General features: G+C 45.9%; 16 protein-coding genes. 6 read left to right on the top strand and 10 right to left on the bottom strand.

Going from position 1 to position 20,028, the window contains the following annotated elements:
- Nucleotides 1-632 precede the first annotated feature (632 nt).
- The 6 genes from fre to trxA all read right to left on the bottom strand — a co-directional run bounded on the left by fre (nucleotide 633) and on the right by trxA (nucleotide 6,463).
- Nucleotides 633-1,346: an NAD(P)H-flavin reductase gene (gene fre, locus ACHUFZ_RS17750; protein WP_394128189.1), complete on the bottom strand. Its 714-nt coding sequence runs from the start codon at nucleotides 1,344-1,346 to the stop codon at nucleotides 633-635.
- Between the two features lie 14 nt (nucleotides 1,347-1,360).
- Complete coding sequence (locus tag ACHUFZ_RS17755) at nucleotides 1,361-1,630, bottom strand: 2Fe-2S iron-sulfur cluster-binding protein (protein WP_004409626.1); 270 nt, start codon at nucleotides 1,628-1,630, stop codon at nucleotides 1,361-1,363.
- A complete protein-coding gene (gene ubiD, locus ACHUFZ_RS17760) occupies nucleotides 1,627-3,483 on the bottom strand; it encodes a 4-hydroxy-3-polyprenylbenzoate decarboxylase (RefSeq protein WP_394128190.1) in 1,857 nt (618 codons plus the stop codon). Before ubiD ends, ACHUFZ_RS17755 begins: the two co-directional genes overlap by 4 nt.
- Before the next feature lie 93 nt (nucleotides 3,484-3,576).
- Nucleotides 3,577-4,572, bottom strand: coding sequence for a hypothetical protein (locus ACHUFZ_RS17765; protein ID WP_394128191.1), 996 nt, complete (start codon nucleotides 4,570-4,572; stop codon nucleotides 3,577-3,579).
- A gap of 107 nt (nucleotides 4,573-4,679) precedes the next feature.
- Entirely contained in the window at nucleotides 4,680-5,939 is a 1,260-nt protein-coding gene (gene rho, locus ACHUFZ_RS17770) for a transcription termination factor Rho (RefSeq protein ID WP_394128192.1), read from the bottom strand.
- 197 nt (nucleotides 5,940-6,136) lie between these two features.
- Nucleotides 6,137-6,463: a thioredoxin TrxA gene (gene trxA, locus ACHUFZ_RS17775; RefSeq protein WP_053440774.1), complete on the bottom strand. Its 327-nt coding sequence runs from the start codon at nucleotides 6,461-6,463 to the stop codon at nucleotides 6,137-6,139.
- A 112-nt stretch (nucleotides 6,464-6,575) separates the two neighbouring features.
- Here trxA and rhlB point away from each other — a divergent pair, with 112 nt between their 5' ends.
- Together rhlB and gppA are read left to right on the top strand one after the other, a co-directional pair.
- Nucleotides 6,576-7,880 carry an ATP-dependent RNA helicase RhlB gene (gene rhlB / locus ACHUFZ_RS17780; RefSeq protein ID WP_394128193.1) on the top strand — a complete coding sequence of 435 codons (1,305 nt, stop codon included), beginning with the start codon at nucleotides 6,576-6,578 and terminating at the stop codon, nucleotides 7,878-7,880.
- Nucleotides 7,881-7,887: 7 nt separating this feature from the next.
- Nucleotides 7,888-9,378 carry a guanosine-5'-triphosphate,3'-diphosphate diphosphatase gene (gppA, locus tag ACHUFZ_RS17785; RefSeq protein WP_394128194.1) on the top strand — a complete coding sequence of 497 codons (1,491 nt, stop codon included), beginning with the start codon at nucleotides 7,888-7,890 and terminating at the stop codon, nucleotides 9,376-9,378.
- 74 nt (nucleotides 9,379-9,452) lie between these two features.
- On the opposite strand, the gene ACHUFZ_RS17790 is transcribed toward gppA, so the two are convergent.
- From ACHUFZ_RS17790 to recQ, 3 genes are all read right to left on the bottom strand, one after another.
- A complete protein-coding gene (locus ACHUFZ_RS17790; RefSeq protein ID WP_394128195.1) occupies nucleotides 9,453-10,124 on the bottom strand; it encodes a 7-cyano-7-deazaguanine/7-aminomethyl-7-deazaguanine transporter in 672 nt (223 codons plus the stop codon).
- A 204-nt stretch (nucleotides 10,125-10,328) separates the two neighbouring features.
- On the bottom strand, nucleotides 10,329-10,649 hold the full coding sequence (locus ACHUFZ_RS17795) for a DUF3630 family protein (protein ID WP_053440770.1): 321 nt from the start codon (nucleotides 10,647-10,649) through the stop codon (nucleotides 10,329-10,331).
- Complete coding sequence (recQ, locus tag ACHUFZ_RS17800) at nucleotides 10,642-12,480, bottom strand: ATP-dependent DNA helicase RecQ (protein ID WP_394128196.1); 1,839 nt, start codon at nucleotides 12,478-12,480, stop codon at nucleotides 10,642-10,644. Before recQ ends, ACHUFZ_RS17795 begins: the two co-directional genes overlap by 8 nt.
- Nucleotides 12,481-12,644: 164 nt before the next feature.
- Here recQ and rarD point away from each other — a divergent pair, with 164 nt between their 5' ends.
- The 4 genes from rarD (at nucleotide 12,645) to ggt (ending at nucleotide 17,027) form a co-directional block, all read left to right on the top strand.
- Nucleotides 12,645-13,559, top strand: a complete 915-nt coding sequence (rarD, locus tag ACHUFZ_RS17805; RefSeq protein WP_394128197.1) for an EamA family transporter RarD — start codon at nucleotides 12,645-12,647, stop codon at nucleotides 13,557-13,559.
- Nucleotides 13,560-13,632: 73 nt separating this feature from the next.
- Complete coding sequence (locus ACHUFZ_RS17810; protein WP_394128198.1) at nucleotides 13,633-14,427, top strand: AraC family transcriptional regulator; 795 nt, start codon at nucleotides 13,633-13,635, stop codon at nucleotides 14,425-14,427.
- Nucleotides 14,428-14,499: 72 nt separating this feature from the next.
- On the top strand, nucleotides 14,500-15,168 hold the full coding sequence (locus ACHUFZ_RS17815) for a LysE family translocator (RefSeq protein ID WP_394128199.1): 669 nt from the start codon (nucleotides 14,500-14,502) through the stop codon (nucleotides 15,166-15,168).
- A gap of 110 nt (nucleotides 15,169-15,278) precedes the next feature.
- Entirely contained in the window at nucleotides 15,279-17,027 is a 1,749-nt protein-coding gene (gene ggt, locus ACHUFZ_RS17820; RefSeq protein ID WP_394128200.1) for a gamma-glutamyltransferase, read from the top strand.
- Between the two features lie 807 nt (nucleotides 17,028-17,834).
- On the opposite strand, the gene uvrD is transcribed toward ggt, so the two are convergent.
- Nucleotides 17,835-20,006: a DNA helicase II gene (uvrD, locus tag ACHUFZ_RS17825; RefSeq protein ID WP_394128201.1), complete on the bottom strand. Its 2,172-nt coding sequence runs from the start codon at nucleotides 20,004-20,006 to the stop codon at nucleotides 17,835-17,837.
- Nucleotides 20,007-20,028 lie beyond the last annotated feature (22 nt).

Here is a 20,028-nt window from a genome sequence, read left to right on the forward strand (position 1 = left end):
GGCCTGCCGCCAGCGTTCAATCTGAGCCATGATCAAACTCTTCAATTTAAGATTTTGTTCGGCTCAATGAATACTGACTTCAAAACTACTGTGTAATTTTAAAGCTATTATCGTTCCAACAGAACGATAATGAATTGACTGTGCCAAATAATCCCTCTCTATAAAGAAAGTAATTATTCGTATTGGTCACTTCGTTTCATTGAAACCTAATTTGAAACCGCTCTTTATTAAGAGAAATTTCTAATTGGATTATCATCAACGAGTGCCCACACAGATTGATAGGTTTATATTGTTAAAGAGCTTTTCTTTAAGAACTAAGCGTTAGCGCTTTCTCTCAAAGTGGACGTGCATTTTAGCGATTCAGACTTCAGTGTCAAACACTTTTTTGAAGTTTTTCTTAAAATCTATTTTGAAGAAGTTAAGTAGCTAAATTGTCTTATTCATCCTACCGACTTATCGCTGAGGCCTTGTGGCGTCTGCCGTGTCAGTGGATGCGCATTATAGGGAGTTCAGACTTAAGCGCAACCCCTTTTTCAAAAAAAAATGAAAAAAATGAGCGTTCGTTGAATTTATATTCAAAACCAAACAAAAAGGGAGCAAAACGCTCCCTTTTTCACCATATTTACTGGGTTTTAAATAAATGCATACGCATCAGCAAACATTCTTTCTGCTTGCGCCTGCTTATTTAAAGTGAATTGCTCTCTTGCAGCACCCGCCATTTCAAAACGGCCTGCTATATAGATATCAAATTCAGCCAGTGAGTCAAAATCTTGTTCAACCGCTTGAATTACATTGCCAGTCTTACCAGCCCACTCACTTGGCGCTTCTTCTACTACTGGCACAAAGTGCACATTGTTATGCTTCGCGGCGATCTCTTCTAATTCAGATTTCGCATACAGTTGGCATTCATCACGGCCACCCCAGTATAGGTGGATATCATTGTTTAGCTCTTGCGCCACACAGTGATCCAAAATTGAACGTACATAACTAAAACCAGTACCACCAGCGATAAGTAATAGTGGACGCTCACTCTCTTCTTGTATCCAAGCATCACCATGAGGAGCATCAATCGTGATCTCTCCATCTTGCTCAAGAGCGGCTTTCATTGCTTCCACCACTTCTAGCGCGTAAGCATTTTGCTCTGCGGCACCAATATGTAGTTCTAGCTCACCTTCATGGCGACATGGACTGCTCGCGATAGAGAAAGGTCTTTTATCCTTTTCTCCCATCACAACCATTAGGTACTGACCCGCTTTAAAGTCCACTGGGCTTTCTGGGTGTAATAATATTTGGTAAGTATTGCAAGCCAACGGCTGAATCGACTTTACTTTGCATTGAATAGTCATTTTGTTCCTCTTACTTACTCTTCAAAAGTAAGCACTAATTTACTTTCTGCGAAGGCTTGGCAAGCAAATATCCATCCTTGTTGTTGCTCTTTATCAGTGAGCATTGGTTCAAGGTGATAAGAGACTGTTCCTTCTAGTTTACGACACAAACAGGCAGCACATGCACCAACCTGGCAACGGTGTGGAAAATTAATATTATTGTTGAGCGCGGCTTCCAGCACCGTTTGTCCATCCTGCACTTCAAATTCTAGGTTATCAGGCTGCAAGATGACGGTATGCTTCATAGGATACCCAACTTATCCCAGAACGCATCGATTTTCGCTACGAGTTGAGGATCTTTCTTGATAGGTGTGCCCCATTCTCGAACAACTTCTTCACCTTCGACTTTATTGGTCGCGTCTAGTACTAAACGTGAACTATTTTTCTCGAAAGCTGATACTTGTTTCGTGTCTCGAGCAGGATCCATTCGAGTGGTGATCGCCCAGATAATGTCATTCCAATCTTTAGCGTTCACGTCACTATCACAAACAACAACAAACTTGGGTGCTCCTCGTTCTAGAAGAAACAGCTCAACCTTTTCGGCCAGTTGTTGTGATTGCCCTCCGGACTCTTTTTTCATCGTTACAATAGCAAAACTGTTATTCTCTGCTGTCGATGGAATATAGATATCAACGACTTCTGGATTTTGGGCGATAAAAGTATCTAGTTCGAATTGGGTTAGTTGAGGGCTTTGTTCACCGCCCTGCTCTGAACCCACCAACTCAGCTTCCCACTTAATGGTTGCATCTAATCCCATCTTAGAGCCAAGGCCAACCACTGGTGAGGCAAAATCAAGAGAGTCAATTGGCGTATTCTCAATGAACAAGGTATCTCGCACTGGGTCCATATGTTCTGTCATCGCTTTAACGACATCATCCCAGTTACGTGCATCGACTTTTTCATCACACACAACGACAAACTTGGTGTACATGAATTGACGCAAGAAAGACCATACTCCCATCATCACGCGTTTAGCGTGACCTGGGTATTGCTTCTTCATCGTCACTACAGCCATTCGGTACGAACAACCTTCCGGCGGAAGATAGAAATCTTCTATCTCTGGGAACTGCTTTTGCAGGATCGGCACAAACACTTCGTTAAGCGCAACCCCTAATACCGCTGGCTCATCAGGTGGGCGACCAGTGTAGGTGCTGTGGTAGATAGGGTCTTTACGCATGGTGATATGAGTAATGGTAAACACATGGTGCTTTTCTTTCTCATTATAATAACCAGTATGGTCACCATATGGACCTTCATCGGCAAACTCGTTTGGATCGATATAACCTTCCATCACAATCTCAGCACTAGCTGGGACTTCTAGGTTGTTACTGATCGATTTGACCACTTCCGTTTTACTTCCACGCAGCAAGCCTGCAAATGCATATTCCGATAACGTGTCTGGTACCGGGGTTACTGCGCCGAGAATCGTTGCTGGGTCGGCACCAAATGCGACCGAAACAGGGAAAGGTTCACCCGGGTTGGTTTCCATCCAATCACGTAGATCCAATGCACCGCCTCGGTGAGCAAGCCAACGCATGATAATCTTGTTCTTAGCAATTTTCTGCTGACGATAGATACCTAGGTTTTGGCGTTTTTTGTTTGGACCTTTAGTTACCGTTAAGCCCCAAGTAAGCAGTGGCGCAACATCGCCAGACCAACAGCTCATTACCGGAACTTTATCAAGATCGACTTCATCCCCTTGCCATACAATCTCTTGGCAAGCGGCTTTACGCAGTCGCTTAGCTGGCATATTCAATACCTGCTTAAAAACCGGTAGTTTATCCAGCGCATCTTTAAAGCCCTTTGGTGGTTCAGGCTCTTTTAAGTAGGCCAATAACTTACCTACTTCGCGTAGTTCTTTAACGTCTTGACGCCCCATGCCGATTGCAACACGCTCAGGTGTACCAAATAAGTTGGTCAACACTGGCATGTCATAACCAATCGGGTTTTCAAATAGGAGAGCGGGGCCACCTGCGCGCAGCGTGCGATCACTGATTTCAGTCATTTCATAATCAGGGTCAACAGGGTGAGAGATGCGTTTAAGCTTCCCTTCTTTTTCTAGATGAGCGATAAAATCGCGTAAGTCCTTAAAACTCATAGGCCTATTAGTGCACTGGTTAATCTGCAGGCAGTATAACAAAAAAGAGGAATCGACCGATCCCTCTTTTTATTGTGGTTATATCTCAAAATACTACTGACTGAGGACACTTAAAATCGCGCGGCTATGAACCCGCTGATTGCTACTTGCCAGCTCTTCTAGCCAGGAGGAGTAACCTTGACTCGCTAGCTCCCCAGCAATGAATTTAGCATCATCGGATGCGGCCATTCGAGCAATTAGAAAATCCTGAACCTCAGGAGACATTGGGCGTACTTTGGTTAACTCACTAATTGCACGTTCTTTAAGGCTGGGGTTACTCGCAGCTTGCATGACTTGGTTAAGCGAGAATTCATTCCCCACTCGCGCTAAACGCACCAACTCACGTTCACTATTAAAGTCTGCTTTCATAAGCCACAGTAGTTTATACACCTCAGCACTTTCACTCACTTGCGCCAATCTGACCATTACTTCCGATGAAGGTAACCAACTGGTGACCGCCTCCTGAGTTAACTGGTCAGTTAGTCCTTCAACCGCTTCTGGTGACAAGCTGTCTAGTTCACGTATCAAGAGTGCTTCACGAGCCTGAACCTGATATTCAGTACCCTTAAGCCAATCTTTGAGAATCAAATCTTTACGCTCAGCATCAAGTACAAACGCGAGAGTCGATTGATCTTGGTGCCATTGCTTAAGTAAGCGGTTAGCAATGGCTGGGTAATTAAAGGCTGGGACAGAAAACTCATAACCATCCCCTCTTTCCAATACTTGATAAGTAGGCACCATAGATTTTTGCTGCTCGACAAACAGCGCCATCTTAGGCGTTAAGATGAGATTCTGGTCTTCTATCTTTTTAAGTAGTAAGTAACGGGAAACTTCTTGGACAGGCAAAGCAAGCCTTTGCAGAGCAAAGTTGAGTCCATCAATATCATCTTCGACCACAAACTGAAGTAGTTCTGCGACCTTATCATGAACTTGTGACTCTTGAAGCCATTGCTCAACTCGCTGGGGCTGCATTTCCGTTGCAGTAGCGACTGGTACACCAATGAGTAGCGTTGCTGATAGGAGTACCGACGACAACATTCCTTGTTGCATGTTAACCTCCTTGTAACATTTATCTCATTGTGCTCGTTCTACTGAGATAATGCAAACAAAAACGCCACCGATAGCGGTGGCGTTCTATAAAATAGATTTTTCAGAATTTACTGACGACGCATCGCATCGAAGAACTCATCATTGGTCTTCGTCATTGCTAGCTTATCAATCAGGAATTCCATCGCATCGATCTCGCCCATTGGATGAACAATCTTACGTAGAATCCACATCTTCTGTAGCTCTTCGTTCTTAGTTAGTAACTCTTCACGACGAGTACCGCTGCGGTTGAAGTCGATTGCTGGGAATACACGTTTCTCTGCGATCTTACGGTTCAGGTGAATTTCCATGTTACCTGTACCTTTAAACTCTTCGTAGATAACTTCATCCATCTTAGAGCCAGTATCAACTAACGCTGTTGCAAGGATAGTCAAGCTACCACCCTCTTCAACGTTACGTGCAGCACCGAAGAAACGCTTAGGGCGGTGAAGTGCGTTTGCGTCTACACCACCAGTCAGTACTTTACCTGATGAAGGTACTACGGTGTTGTATGCACGAGCTAGACGAGTAATAGAGTCAAGCAGGATAACCACGTCTTTCTTGTGTTCAACAAGACGCTTCGCTTTCTCGATTACCATTTCAGCAACTTGTACGTGACGAGATGCCGGCTCATCAAACGTTGATGCGATCACTTCACCTTTAACCAAGCGCTGCATCTCTGTTACTTCTTCTGGACGTTCGTCAATAAGAAGTACCATCAACTCACAATCAGGGTGGTTATGGGCGATGCTTTGAGCAATGTTCTGTAGCAACATTGTTTTACCCGCTTTTGGCGGTGCAACAATCAAACCACGCTGACCTTTACCAATTGGTGAAGCCAGGTCAAGAACACGTGCAGTAATATCTTCTGTCGAACCGTTACCACGCTCCATCACCATACGCTCGTTAGCGTGTAGTGGCGTCAAGTTTTCAAATAGAATCTTGTTACGCGCGTTATCTGGTTTGTCATCGTTAACTGTATTGACTTTTAGTAGCGCAAAGTATCGCTCACCATCTTTTGGTGGACGAATCTTACCAGCAATTGAGTCACCTGTACGTAGGTTAAAACGACGAATCTGACTTGGAGAAACGTAAATATCATCTGGGCCAGCAAGGTATGAGCTGTCCGCACTACGTAGGAAACCAAAGCCGTCTTGAAGTATTTCCAGAACCCCATCGCCAAAAATATCTTCACCACTTTTCGCATGCGCTTTTAGGATGGCGAAGATAATGTCTTGCTTTCTTAGACGTGCTAGGTTTTCTAAGCCTAAGCTTTCGCCAAGTTTGACAAGATCAGACACAGGTCTGTTCTTCAGTTCTGTTAGATTCATAGTGGTGGATACTTGTTTAGTCAAAATAAGGATCTGTTTTTTGGTTAAGATGGATTTGGTCACAGGATCGACCAAGAAGAGAAAACTTGTTTAATTAACGTGCGATAAACTAGCACTAAATAGTAGCCTAGTCTAGATTTTGTTGGTATTCAAAAAACAAAACCGTGCACTATTCGATGCACGGTCTTATCTAACTATTATAGGTTAGCGTCTAGGAACTCTTTAAGTTGAGTTTTAGACAACGCGCCTACTTTAGTTGCTGCTACGTTACCATCTTTAAATAGAAGTAACGTTGGAATACCACGAATACCAAACTTAGGTGGAGTACCTGCGTTTTGGTCGATATTTAGTTTACCGATAGTGAGTTTGCCTTCGTACTCGTCTGCAATTTCGTCCAAAATTGGCGCAATCATCTTACAAGGACCACACCATTCTGCCCAAAAATCAACAAGAACTGGGCCTGCAGCGTTAATTACGTCGGCATCAAAACCGTCATCAGTTAGCTGCAAAATCTTATCACTCATCTTCCACTCCAATGTGTTTTTTCGGAACTGGTTGGATGATAACCAGTATTTAGATGCCCTATTGGAATGTATTTACTTTCGTATTGCAAGCTTAAGCTGATATTCTATAGCAATGAAAAAGACGCATATCACAGAGCAAAAGTTCGCCGATTTGGGCTTACACCCTCAAATTACTGAAGGTCTGGAGAAAAAAGGGTTCGAATTTTGTACCCCAATCCAAGCCTTGGCGCTGCCGGTACTGCTCACCGGCCAAGACATCGCAGGTCAAGCCCAAACGGGTACAGGTAAGACATTAGCCTTCCTGACTGCTACTTTTAACCACTTACTGACTACTTCTGAGCACGAAGGTCGTAAGCCAAACCAGCCGCGTGCAATTATTATGGCACCGACTCGTGAACTGGCGATTCAGATCTATAATGATGCTGAATCACTAGTCGCGAGTACAGGCATTAAAGCGGCACTTGCTTACGGCGGTGAGAGCTATGATAAGCAATTGACGAAGCTAGAAGACGGTGTGGATGTACTGATTGGTACAACCGGTCGTATTATCGACTTCTACAAACAGAAGGTATTTAACCTTAACCATATTCAAGCCGTTGTTCTTGATGAAGCTGACCGCATGTTCGATCTTGGCTTTATTAAAGACATCCGCTTCTTGTTCCGTCGTATGCCTGAGCCAAAAGAGCGTTTGAACATGCTGTTCTCAGCAACGCTGTCTTACCGCGTGCAAGAATTGGCATTCGAACACATGCACAACCCTGAGCATGTTGTGGTTGAGCCAGAAGTAAAAACGGGTCACCGCATTCAAGAAGAACTGTTCTACCCTTCAAATGAACATAAGATGTCTTTACTACAGACGCTTATCGAAGAAGAGTGGCCAGATCGCGCAATCATTTTTGCTAACACTAAACACAAGTGTGAATCTGTTTGGGGACACCTAGCAGCCGATGGACACCGTGTTGGTCTATTGACTGGTGACGTTCCACAGAAAAAACGTGAGCGTATCCTAGAGCAATTCACTAAAGGTGACGTCGATCTACTGGTTGCAACCGACGTTGCGGCTCGTGGCCTACATATCCCTCAGGTAACGCACGTATTTAACTTTGATCTACCAGATGACTGTGAAGATTATGTACACCGTATCGGTCGTACAGGTCGCGCAGGTGCAAGTGGTCACTCAATCAGCTTTGCTTGTGAAGATTACGCAATCAACTTGCCACCGATTGAAGAGTACATTGAGCACACAATTCCAGTATCCGACTACGACCCAAGTGCACTGATCGAAGAACTGCCTGCACCGATTCGCATGCGTTCTAATCGTCCGCAGCAGCAACGTCGTACCAATACTGGCGGTTCGCGTTCAGGAAATCGTCGTTCGAACCATCGCTCTCGCCCTCGTCAACAAAAGGATTCTTAAGTCGTCTATGAGCCAAGCAGTTTCATCTCCGCTTTACGCAGCCATCGACCTCGGGTCGAACAGTTTTCATATGCTCGTTGTGCGTCATATTGATGGCAGCATCCAAACTATGGCTAAAATCAAACGCAAAGTTCGCCTTGCCGCAGGTTTAGACGATACTAACGCGCTAAGCCTAGAAGCCATGCAACGCGGATGGGACTGCTTGAGTCTATTTGCAGAACGACTGCAAGACATTCCAACCGAAAACATCCGTATTGTTGGTACTGCAACATTACGTACCGCGACTAATGTGGATGTTTTTCTTGAGAAAGCGAATCAGATTCTCGGTCATAAGATCGAAGTCATTGATGGTGAAGAAGAAGCCGCCACTATCTATAAAGGTGTCGCGCACACTTCTGGTGGTAGTGGTCGCCGCTTAGTGGTTGATATCGGTGGTGCCAGCACTGAACTGATCATCGGTGAAGGTTTCGAAGCAAAAGCATTAACTAGCCTGAAAATGGGTTGTGTTACTTGGTTAGAGCGTCACTTTAAAGATCGCCAACTGACGGTAACCAACTTCAACAACGCGATTCAAGCGGCCAAAGAGACACTTCAGCCAATTCTAGAGCAGTACACAAAGATTGGTTGGGATGTATGTGTTGGCGCTTCAGGTACCGTTCAAGCTCTGCAAGAGATCATGCTGGCGCAAGGTATGGATGAGGTCATTACTCACGCCAAACTAAAGCGCCTACAAAAGCAGGCAATGTTAGCGGATCACTTGGAAGAGTTGGAAATCGAAGGCCTAACGCTTGAGCGTGCTTTAGTGTTCCCAAGTGGTTTGTCGATTCTGATTGCTATCTTTGAACTGTTAGAGATTGACTCTATGACCTTAGCGGGCGGAGCGCTGCGTGAAGGGTTAGTTTATGAGATGGTTGATGAGTTAAAGCAAGACGACATCCGTGCTCGTACTATCGCAAGCGTGCAGAGCCGTTATCAGATTGATGCTATTTACGGCGAGCAAGTGGCTAACATGGCCGCTAAACTGCTGTCTGAGTGTCAGGATGATTGGATTGCCGAATCTCAAGGTGACGTATTACTTGCCACGGCAGCCAAACTGCACGAAATTGGCTTAACCATCGATTTTAAGAAAGGTGGTGAGCACAGTGCTTACCTGCTGCAGCATCTTGATCTGCCAGGTTACACGCGAGCGCAGAAACATTTGCTGGGTGAACTAGCTCGTCGCTATAGAGAGCAGTTAACCTCGTTACCTGAGCAGCACGCCCTTTCTAGTACCAGCGCGAAACGCGTTTTACGCTTACTACGCTTAGCGGTATTGCTGACTCACCGTCGTAATCCTGAGCTAGAACCGAACATCAGTTTAAGTTCAGCGGATGACAAGCTAACTCTGACCATCAAGTCCCAGTGGCTGCAAGCAAATCCACTGACCGCGGCTGAGCTTGAAATTGAAGCCAACCGCCAGAGTGACATTGGTTGGCCGCTTTCTGTCGTAGAGTATTAGTGACTCCCAACAACGCAAATACAAAAAAGCCCGAGAGACTCAGTCCTCGGGCTTTTTCTTGCTCGTCATTTTAATTACGACTTAGCGCCAACCATTTTAAACTCTGGGTTCACTGCTGTTAGCTTACGTACTAAGTAGTTCAGTAGCACACCATACATAGGTACGAACAGACCTAAGCTGATCACTAGTTTAAAGCCATAGTCCACCAACGCGATCTCTGTCCAGTGCTCAGCCATAAATGGATCTGGACTTTGGTAGAACGCAATCGCAAAGAAAGCGATGGTATCTAGCGCATTACCAAATAGCGTCGAACAAGTTGGGGCTACCCACCACTGCTTTAGCTGACGCAGACGATTAAACACATGTACATCAAGAATCTGACCTAATAGATAAGCCATAAAGCTCGCGATCGCGATACGTGCAACAAATAGGTTGAACTCGCCTAACTGACTAAAGCCTTGGAATGCACCTTCGTAAAACAACACAGATAGACCATAAGAGACCGCTAACGCAGGCAGCATCACTAAGAAGATAATGCGACGTGCCAACTGAGCACCAAAGATACGTACGGTCAGGTCAGTTGCTAAGAAGATAAAAGGAAACGTAAATGCGCCCCACGTAGTGTGGAATCCGAATACGGTAAAAGGAAGCTGAACCAAGTAGTTGCTAGATGCAATGATGATCAGGTGGAATAGTACTAATAGAAAAAGGGCTTTGCGCTGCTGCGCAGGGGTAAAGTTACTCATGCGATACCTTTTTAGTTTGGTTTGGGGGTGAGGGAACCCAAATCGACACTCTCCGAGCCAGCGGAAATTGCCTTACCAACAATGTTAAATGAAAAAAGTGGCGACATTTGAATTATGACAAATATCGCGGCGGGCGATTATACATTAACCAATTTCACCTGCAATAGCTGAAATTGAAGCAATCGTTAGCGTGAATGTTCCTATTTAGAAGCCGCGTTGAAAAAGGGAGGCGAGGAAATCGAGTTCTTCTTTGGAATCATCAATAGCCAGCGCTTCAAACCAAACACTTTCGCTGTAATGTTCTGATTTAAGAAACAGTTGGCAACCTTCAAAATCAATCAACCATGAGTGAATATCCGCATCCCACTGTTTTTCAATTACTGAAGCGGATAACAGTTGAACTAGCTTTTCTGCCAATTGTGGAAAACTATCAAAGTCAAAACGAGGCGTTCGAATAATGATGCGCCCTTCTTGAGCCTGATAATCAACAAGACCAAATTCCGTTTGTTGCATTGAATCACCCATGATTAGTTAAATGCTCCTGAATCAAATCTAAGAATGGATCAGCGTACTTCTCTAGCTTACGTTGCCCCACTCCACTCACTGCTAACATTTCACCGTAAGAGGTTGGCAGAATCTCAGCCATATCAATCAAGGTAGCATCACTGAATACTACGTATGGCGGTAGACCATCTTCATCAGCAATCGCTTTACGCAGCTTACGTAATTTCGCAAACAGCTTCTTATCGTAGTTTTTGCTCGATAGCTTGTCTGACTTAGCAGCGCGTGCGGCAGTATCTAAACGTGGCACGGCTAATTCTAAGCTCATCTCGCCACGTAACAGTGGACGCGCTTCTTCGGTCAACTGCAGCGTTGAGTTACGGGTGATGTTTTGAAACAACAAGCCTTTATGAATCAACTGACGGAATACACTCACCCAATAGTCGTGACTGTTTTCTCGGCCGATACCATAGGTCGATAACTTATCGTGACCATTTTCTCGCACCCGGATATTTTGCATGCCGCGTAATACTTCAACCACATAGCCCATACCAAAACTTTGGTTGACGCGATAAACACACGACAGAGCTTTTTGCGCTTGCTCGGTAGCATCAAAATGCTTAGGCGGATCTAGGCAAATATCGCAGTTGCCACACGGCTTTTCTCGATATTCACCAAAGTAATTCAGTAGTACCTGACGTCGGCAGGTTTGCGCTTCAGCAAACGCGCTCATCGCATTAAGCTTATGCGCCTCGACCTGCTTTTGCGGGCCATCGTCTTTCTCATCAAGCATGCGGCGCAGCCAAGCAATATCCGCCGGGTCATAAAGCATCATCGCTTCAGCCGGTAAGCCATCACGCCCTGCACGGCCGGTTTCCTGATAGTAGGACTCTATATTGCGTGGAATATCAAAGTGAACCACGAAGCGCACGTTAGGTTTGTTGATACCCATGCCAAACGCCACTGTTGCAACAACGATTTGGATGTCATCACGTTGAAACGCTTCTTGAACGTAAGCGCGCTCATCGGCTTCAAGGCCAGCATGGTAGCTAGCCGCACGAAGGCCGTTATTGCACAGCTTTTCAGTCACCATTTCGACTTTCTTACGGCTACCGCAATAGATGATGCCGCAACTACCCCGTTGGTTTTCAAGAAAGCGCACTACCTGAGAGACAGGTTTGTGCTTTTCAACCAAGGTATAGCGGATATTAGGGCGATCGAAACTGCCGAGATAGGTATGCGGATCATTAAGCTGCAAACGCTGCATGATGTCCTTACGAGTGGCATCATCAGCTGTCGCGGTTAGCGCCATCACAGGCACATGCGGGAAGTACTGTTTAAGCTGACCCAGCGAGGCATATTCAGGTCTGAAATCATGCCCCCACTGAGAAATACAGTGCGCCTCATCGACAGCAATCATCGATAGAGGCAGACTTTCCAAACGCTCAATAAAGTCACGCATCAAGACGCGTTCTGGTGACACATAGACTAACTTAAGCGCACCAGAATGCATTCGATTGTAGACAGAGATAAGCTCTTCGCGCGACATGGTCGAGTTAATGCACTCAGCTGCAACGCCATTGGCTTTGAGCTGATCCACTTGGTCTTTCATTAAAGAAATAAGCGGAGAAATCACTAACGTCAGGCCACTGCGTGCCAAGGCTGGGATCTGGTAACACAGCGACTTGCCACCACCAGTAGGCATAATCACTAAGCTATCTTGTCCACCCACCGCCAGCTCTATCACTTCTTGCTGACCGTCACGGAAGCTCTGGTAGCCAAAAACATCTTCGAGAATGCTTTGTGGCGTAGGCAGTTCTTCCATAGGTTGTGATGCTAAAAGTGTCGAGGTCATGAGTTATCTCAGTATGAATGCAGGTCGAATGCGTGCTGAACGCAAGGGGCACATTGTAGAGGGGTTTAGGGGCGAATAAAACCGCAAATTGTTAGGTGATTTTGGGTCACGTTCGTATACTGCATGTTTCAATTTGTAAATTCATTCAATCTGAGCACACAACTATGACTCCAGACGAACAACAGCGAGCCAAGCAAGGTGTCCTTCTCGCGATTGGTGCCTACACGATGTGGGGGATCGCACCAATCTACTTCAAAGCGCTCGGTGATGTTTCTCCGCTAGAAATTTTAAGCCACCGCGTCGTATGGTCGTTCTTCCTACTGGCCGCTCTACTTCACTTCGGTCGTCGTTGGCGCAATGTACGAGACGTGCTCAAATCGAAACAAAAGCTGATGTATCTAGTTACGACTGCGGTATTGGTTGGAGCAAACTGGTTGATCTTCATTTGGGCGGTCAATTCCGATCATATGCTCGATGCGAGTTTGGGCTACTACATCAACCCTTTGATAAATGTACTGCTCGGGATGCTCTTCTTGGGTGAGCGACTACGAAAACTACAGTGGTTTGCTGTCGCTCTTGCCGCTTGTGGCGTGCTGGTGCAACTATTTGTATTTGGTTCGATTCCAACTGTTGCGATCGCTTTAGCTCTGAGTTTTGGCTTTTATGGTCTGCTGCGTAAAAAGGTCAGCCTTGAAGCACAAACAGGCTTATTCGTTGAGACCTTAGTGCTGTTGCCTGCTGCCGCTATTTACTTAATATGGATCGCCGATACTCCGACTTCAAACTTCACAGAGAACCCGCTAAATCTAAACCTACTACTGATTTCGGCTGGCATCATTACCACTCTACCGCTACTTTGTTTCACTGGCGCAGCAACACGACTTAAGCTGTCGACGCTCGGCTTTTTCCAATACATCGGCCCAAGTTTAATGTTCCTGCTTGCCGTACTGATTTACGGTGAAGCCTTCACCACGGATAAGGCCATCACCTTTGCCTTTATTTGGGGAGCTTTGGTGGTATTTAGCTTTGATGGGTTACGCAATAATAAAAAATCGAAAAAGGCAGCTCAAACGCACTGATCGTTTTTTACAAGACATTCAAGATGAGTAACGCTAAGCTTGGTGAAATATTCACCAAGCTTTTTTTGTTTTTATGGATAAGGTTCAATACCAAACAGTGCCCAATCAAGAGATAGGTTTGATCGACGCAAACTACCAGACGTTTGCCTTTCAGCGCCACTATCATCTTGATTTTCACATTGGCCTTATTACCCAAGGGGAACAAAAATTCCATTATCAGGGTGAGTCTCATCACGCTGGTCAAGGACAGATAGTATTAATGCCACCGGATGAAATGCACGACGGCCAATCCAAACTCGACTCTGGCTACAAGGTAAAAGTGTTTTCTCTCGATCCTCAATGGCTGAGCGATCTTTCCGATCTAAAACGATCTTCGGACATCATCGGCTTTAATCAACTTGTGATTGATGACCCACATGTTTTCAATACCTTATCTCAACTGCACCAAAATCTGACTGACACTAATCTAAGCCAACTTGCTCAAGACTGTCTGCCTTATGAGGGTTTTAGCCAGCTGTTCGAACGCTACGGTGCAAAAGAGCAAAGAAGTATCGTGCCGCTGGGCAATCAATCCGTCGCTACGCTCAAAGAGTACCTGATGGCCAACCTCGATCAGCCAGTTAAACTCGAGCAACTGTCTAAGCTGTGCCAACTGAGCCCGACGCAGTTTCAACGTCACTTCAAAGCCAAAATCGGATTAACGCCTTATGCCTGGTTGAGCCGATTGCGTATGGAACAAGGGATGAAATTATTGAAAGCAGGTGTGAAAGGCACAGAAGTCGCCCATCAAGTCGGCTTTTACGATCAGGCGCACTTCAGCAAAGCGTTTAAAGCGGTGTATGGCGTCAGCCCATCTCAAATCAACTAGTGTCGATTATTTACAATCTTTTGCTTGGCGCTGCTGGCACAATTGCGTGATACATCACTAATCACTACTGCTATGAACGAATTAACCATCCTAACCACTCTTGCCGTTGTCCACTTTGTTGCGCTGATGAGCCCAGGGCCAGATTTTGCTCTAGTGGTACAAAATGCCACGCGTTACGGACGCCAAACTGGCCTTTATATTGCGCTCGGTTTGTCTTGTGGCATCTTGCTGCATTCATTATTAAGTCTCACTGGAGTCAGCTACTTAGTCCACCAGCAGCCGACTTTATTTGCCCTATTACAACTGGCAGGCGGAAGCTATCTGTTCTATCTAGGCTATGGGGCTCTAAAAGGTACATGGGCAAAAATTAACTCCCCAACAACAACCGAACAAGAAAGCGAACCAACCAGTTTGCTATTAAACAATAAACGTCAGGCGTTTTCCCGTGGCTTTGCGACCAACATTCTCAACCCGAAAGCTTTAGTGTTCTTTGTCAGCTTAATGTCGAGCTTAGTGCCGGCCACTATGTCCTTATCCGGAAAAGGCATCGCACTGATTATTCTGTGGAGCTTGTCTTTGCTGTGGTTCTCGTTTCTTGCTTGGGCACTGTCCACTCAACGGATGCAGCGTAAAATCAAATCACTCGCAATCTATATTGATGGGCTGTGCGGTTTGTTGTTTAGCTTTATTGGCCTGAGCATTTTGTGGCAGTCCACCACTGCCCTTGCGGCTCAGTTTTGAGTCAGAAAAAATATTAAGTTTGATTCAAGGTTAAATTTTGAACAAAAACGTTTAGACCTACGCCCTTTCCACTGCCAATCTATTCTTCGCATAACAACAAGGAGAATAAGATGCAGTGGAAAATGAAATGCCTTACCACTTATTTATTACTGTCGTCAGCCAGTACCTTCGCTAATCAAGCCGCCGACTCCGTTGCTCCAGAACGCAGCAGTGGTTTAGAACAAAAACAGCTGGTGACCGCCAAAGATTGGATGGTTACCGCAGCCAACCCACTCGCCACTCAAGCAGGAGCCGACATTCTTGCCCTGGGTGGTAATGCGATTGACGCCATGGTCACGACGCAATTAATGCTAGGTTTGGTTGAACCGCAATCTTCCGGTATTGGTGGTGGTGCATTCTTGGTTTATTGGGATGCTAAAAACCAAAAACTGACCACTTATGATGGTCGAGAAACCGCACCACTCGATGCAACCCCTCGTCTGTTTCAAGATGAAAAAGGTGAGCCGCTCAAGTTCTATGATGCCGTAGTGGGTGGACGCTCTGTCGGGACCCCGGGCACCGTTAAATTGATGTGGGATACCCATCAAAAATATGGCCAGCTAGAGTGGCATAAACTGATTGAGCCAATCATTGAGGTAGCAACTAAAGGATTTGAGATCAGCCCGCGTCTTGCGACCTTAATTGAAAACGATGCCGAGCGTTTAAGTCGCTTTGCCACAACCAAAGCGTATTTCTTTAATCCTGATGGCTCACCGAAAACGGCTGGGACGCTACTTAAAAATCCTCAATATGCTGAGACGTTAACTGCAATTGCTAAACAAGGGGCGAAAGCTTTCTACCAAGGGCCAATTGCTGACAGCATTATCGAGACAGTACAAAACGCAGCGGGTAACCCAGGGGTATTGGCACAAAAAGATTTTGATGCCTATAGCGTCAAGCAGCGCGAACCTGTCTGCTCTGCCTACCAAAATTATGACATCTGCGGCATGGGACCACCGAGCTCTGGTGCACTGACAGTCGGTCAGATACTGGCGATGACGGAACAGTTTGATTTAAAAGGCTGGGGAGCCAATGACGCTAGATCGTGGCAAGTGATTGCAGACGCCTCGCAACTGGCGTTTGCCGATCGAGGCATGTATATGGCCGATGAGGATTTTGTGCCAATGCCAACCCAAGGCTTGTTAGATCAAGAGTACCTCAAGCAACGCGCACAATTAATCAAACCGGGCAAAGCTTTGGCGGCGGTAAGTGCAGGTAATCCTCCATGGAATTACGCTCAGCGTCAAAGCAGCGATGAATCAATTGAGCTGCCTTCCACCAGCCATTTTAATGTGGTGGATAAACAAGGAAATATCGTTTCGATCACTACCACGATTGAAAATGCATTTGGTTCTCGCCTAATGACCAATGGTTTCTTACTCAACAATGAGCTCACTGACTTTTCATTCCGAACTCACAAAGAGGGCAAACCGATCGCCAACCGCTTAGAGCCAGGTAAGCGTCCACGGTCATCGATGGCGCCAACCATTATCATGCAAGATGATAAACCCTATATGGCCATTGGCTCTCCCGGTGGTAGCCGCATCATAGGTTATGTCGCTCAGGCCATCATTGCCCATACCCAATGGGGAATGGATATCCAACAAGCGGTGAATCAGCCTCACCTACTTAATCGCTTTGGCACATTAGATATCGAGCAAGGAACGAAAGCTGAAACATTCAAAGCTGAGTTAGAAAAGATGGGCTTTAAGGTCAACGTACGTGACTTAAACTCGGGCCTGCACGCTATCTTAGTCCAAGACGGTCAACTGCAAGGCGCTGCTGACCCAAGACGAGAAGGAGCTGCGATAGGCAAATAGCGCCGATCGCCTCACTTGCTTGTGCGAGATCTCTCACAAGCAAGTGAGTAAATATAGCTTTTTTGCTGAGAGAAATGTAAACAATGAAGCGTAAATCACTGATTATAAACAACATGTATATTTTCAGTTCGAATTTTTATGTAGAAAAACGTTTGCGTCGTATTGCTGAAAATCGCCAAAAGCGTAATATTAATCCTGTCGGAAGGATACTGACACGGAACAGGAAATTACCACGGATTAGGTAATCTTCAGGAAGAAGATACGGTTACTTAGGATGAGTAGTCGGCATGGAAAGCAAATAGGACATTGAACGGACGCAATAGTAACTAGGATGGTTGCTACTAAGGATGGGAAATGGACACCTCTGGACGAGGAAAGGACTTATCATCAGGATGATGAAAAGGACACCGCTCAAGGAACAAGCGACGTGAGCTAACGAGGATTGTTAGTGGACCAGGATAGGGTCAAATACGGACACCGCTAGGATGGCGAGTAAAGGATTGAGCTGAAGGACATCAGCATACTATCAAGGATTAGATGCATGGAGCACCTATAGTAGCCGGATTGCTGCGAGTAAGACTATAACCCCGATGGGCTCACGCCCTCGGGGTTTTTCTTTATCCTTTCTCTGCATATTTGAACTTTAGACTGCGTTGTCTGCTTTCACTCCCAGTGTGCTGGCCCAGTCCCATCACATCAGTTCCCTATTTCTGCCGCGACACCGCTCTGTAAGCTTTTAGATCATCATAGGCCAAATAGTATAAAGGCATACCGAAGCATGCCTTTAGAAGTTACTTTCACTGAAGATTAAAGCTGCTCTAACCGAGCGTAAGCGGTCACCAACCACTTAATCCCTTCACCATTAAAGGCGACTTGAACTCGGCTTTGTGGACCACTGCCTTCAAAGTTGATGATGGTGCCCTCTCCAAATTTTGGGTGCATAACGCGTGAACCCAGACTAAAGCCAGTTTCGTTAAAGCTCTCTTTCACTACGGTTTGGCTAAAGCGGCCAGAGCTTGCTGGGCGGCTCACTTGTGCTTTCATACGAACTTCATCCAGACACTTCTCTGGTAGCTCACGAATAAAGCGTGATGGCTTATGATACTTATCTTGACCATACAGACGACGCATCTCAGCGTAGGTGATGTAGAGTTTCTCCATTGCACGGGTCATGCCCACGTAACAAAGTCGGCGCTCTTCTTCCAGACGGCCGGCTTCTTCTGCTGACATCTGGCTCGGGAACATACCCTCTTCGACACCGACAATAAACACCAATGGGAACTCCAAACCTTTCGCACTGTGCAAGGTCATCAGCTGAACGGCATCATCAAATTCGTCCGCTTGACCTTCACCTGCCTCTAGCGCTGCGTGAGTCAAAAACGCCGTCAGCAGCGTCATGTCTTCTGCTTCTTCTGGCTTTTCAAACTGACGTGTTGCAGTAACAAGTTCTTCCAAGTTCTCAATACGTGCTTTCGACTTCTCGCCTTTCTCTTGTTCGTACATCGCGAACAGACCAGAGTATTTGATCACATGGTCAGTTTGTTCATGCAGCGACAATTCGCAGGTGTCATCTTCAAGTGCATTAACCAATTCAATAAAGCGACTGAGTGCGCCGGCTGCTCGCCCTGGCAACACTTGGTTTTCTAGCAAATGCAGACTCGCTTGCCACATGGTGCTGCCTTGGTCGCGCGCGGCAAAACGAATTGTCTCAAGGGTTTTATCCCCTAGACCACGCGTTGGTGTATTCACCACACGCTCAAAAGCCGCATCATCATTACGATTCGACATCAAACGCAAATAGCTTAAGGCATCTTTGATCTCTTGACGCTCGAAGAATCGCATCCCGCCATAAATACGATATGGCAGACCTGCTTGAATCAAAGCTTCTTCAAGAACACGTGACTGGGCGTTATTGCGATACAGCATTGCGGCATCATTGAGTACGCCGCCTTTATCCTGCCACTCTTTGATTTTATTGACCGCAAAGCGTGCTTCATCTAACTCGTTGTATGCAGAATAAACCGAGATCGGCTCACCTTCTGCGCCGTCAGTCCACAGCTCTTTACCCATACGCTCAGTGTTATTGGCAATCAGTGTGTTTGACGCTTCGAGAATGGTCTTAGTCGAGCGATAGTTCTGCTCAAGACGAATGGTATTAACGCTAGGGAACTCATGAGTAAACTTCTCAATGTTCTCAATCTTAGCGCCGCGCCAACCGTAGATAGACTGGTCATCGTCACCAACAATCATCACATGTGAGTCAGGGCCGGCCATCATACGTAGCCAAGCGTACTGAATGTTGTTGGTATCTTGGAATTCGTCGACCAGAATATGCTTAAAGCGAGCTTGGTAATGTTCGCGGATATGTTTCTTATCGCGCAATAACTCATGGGCACGGAGTAAGATTTCCGCAAAGTCGACTAAACCTGCGCGGTCACACGCTTCTTGGTAAGCGGTATACAGTTGTAGATAAGTCTTGGTAATCGGATCGCCGTAGGCATCAATGTGACTTGGGCGCAAACCTTCATCTTTTTTGCCATTGATCCACCACGCGACTTGCTTCGCTGGCCACTGCTTTTCATCTAAGTTCTGTGCTTTAATCAAGCGACGCAATAGACGAACCTGATCATCGGTATCAATGATCTGGAAATCTTCTGGCAGCACAGCATCAAGATAGTGAGCACGTAAAATACGGTGACATATCCCATGGAAAGTACCGTTCCACATCCCCGAAGCACTGCCCATCATTATCTCTTCAATACGTCCGCGCATTTCCGCTGCCGCTTTGTTGGTGAAGGTAACGGACATAATTGAGAATGGTGACGCTTGCTCAACCGACATCAACCACGCAATACGATGCACCAGCACGCGCGTTTTACCACTGCCTGCACCAGCTAAGATAAGTGAGTTTTCTAGTGGGGCGGCAACAGCTTCACGCTGCTTGTCATTTAGACCATCGAGAAGTAATGAAGGATCCATTCGGGGCTCAGCTACTGTTTAT

The organism is Vibrio hepatarius (genome assembly GCF_043642085.1).
In the GTDB taxonomy this organism is placed as follows: domain Bacteria; phylum Pseudomonadota; class Gammaproteobacteria; order Enterobacterales; family Vibrionaceae; genus Vibrio; species Vibrio hepatarius_C.

Excerpts from the sequence above, each read along its gene's own strand:
- ACHUFZ_RS17765 (WP_394128191.1), bottom strand. The coding sequence starts at position 4,572 with ATGCAACAAGGAATGTTGTCGTCGGTACTCCTATCAGCAACGCTACTC.
- rho (WP_394128192.1), bottom strand. The coding sequence starts at position 5,939 with ATGAATCTAACAGAACTGAAGAACAGACCTGTGTCTGATCTTGTCAAA.
- ACHUFZ_RS17810 (WP_394128198.1), top strand. The coding sequence starts at position 13,633 with ATGGATAAGGTTCAATACCAAACAGTGCCCAATCAAGAGATAGGTTTG.
- ggt (WP_394128200.1), top strand. The coding sequence starts at position 15,279 with ATGCAGTGGAAAATGAAATGCCTTACCACTTATTTATTACTGTCGTCA.
- recQ (WP_394128196.1), bottom strand. The coding sequence starts at position 12,480 with ATGACCTCGACACTTTTAGCATCACAACCTATGGAAGAACTGCCTACG.
- ACHUFZ_RS17755 (WP_004409626.1), bottom strand. The coding sequence starts at position 1,630 with ATGAAGCATACCGTCATCTTGCAGCCTGATAACCTAGAATTTGAAGTG.
- ACHUFZ_RS17815 (WP_394128199.1), top strand. The coding sequence starts at position 14,500 with ATGAACGAATTAACCATCCTAACCACTCTTGCCGTTGTCCACTTTGTT.
- gppA (WP_394128194.1), top strand. The coding sequence starts at position 7,888 with ATGAGCCAAGCAGTTTCATCTCCGCTTTACGCAGCCATCGACCTCGGG.
- trxA (WP_053440774.1), bottom strand. The coding sequence starts at position 6,463 with ATGAGTGATAAGATTTTGCAGCTAACTGATGACGGTTTTGATGCCGAC.
- rhlB (WP_394128193.1), top strand. The coding sequence starts at position 6,576 with ATGAAAAAGACGCATATCACAGAGCAAAAGTTCGCCGATTTGGGCTTA.
- ACHUFZ_RS17795 (WP_053440770.1), bottom strand. The coding sequence starts at position 10,649 with ATGGGTGATTCAATGCAACAAACGGAATTTGGTCTTGTTGATTATCAG.
- uvrD (WP_394128201.1), bottom strand. The coding sequence starts at position 20,006 with ATGGATCCTTCATTACTTCTCGATGGTCTAAATGACAAGCAGCGTGAA.
- ubiD (WP_394128190.1), bottom strand. The coding sequence starts at position 3,483 with ATGAGTTTTAAGGACTTACGCGATTTTATCGCTCATCTAGAAAAAGAA.
- ACHUFZ_RS17790 (WP_394128195.1), bottom strand. The coding sequence starts at position 10,124 with ATGAGTAACTTTACCCCTGCGCAGCAGCGCAAAGCCCTTTTTCTATTA.
- rarD (WP_394128197.1), top strand. The coding sequence starts at position 12,645 with ATGACTCCAGACGAACAACAGCGAGCCAAGCAAGGTGTCCTTCTCGCG.
- fre (WP_394128189.1), bottom strand. The coding sequence starts at position 1,346 with ATGACTATTCAATGCAAAGTAAAGTCGATTCAGCCGTTGGCTTGCAAT.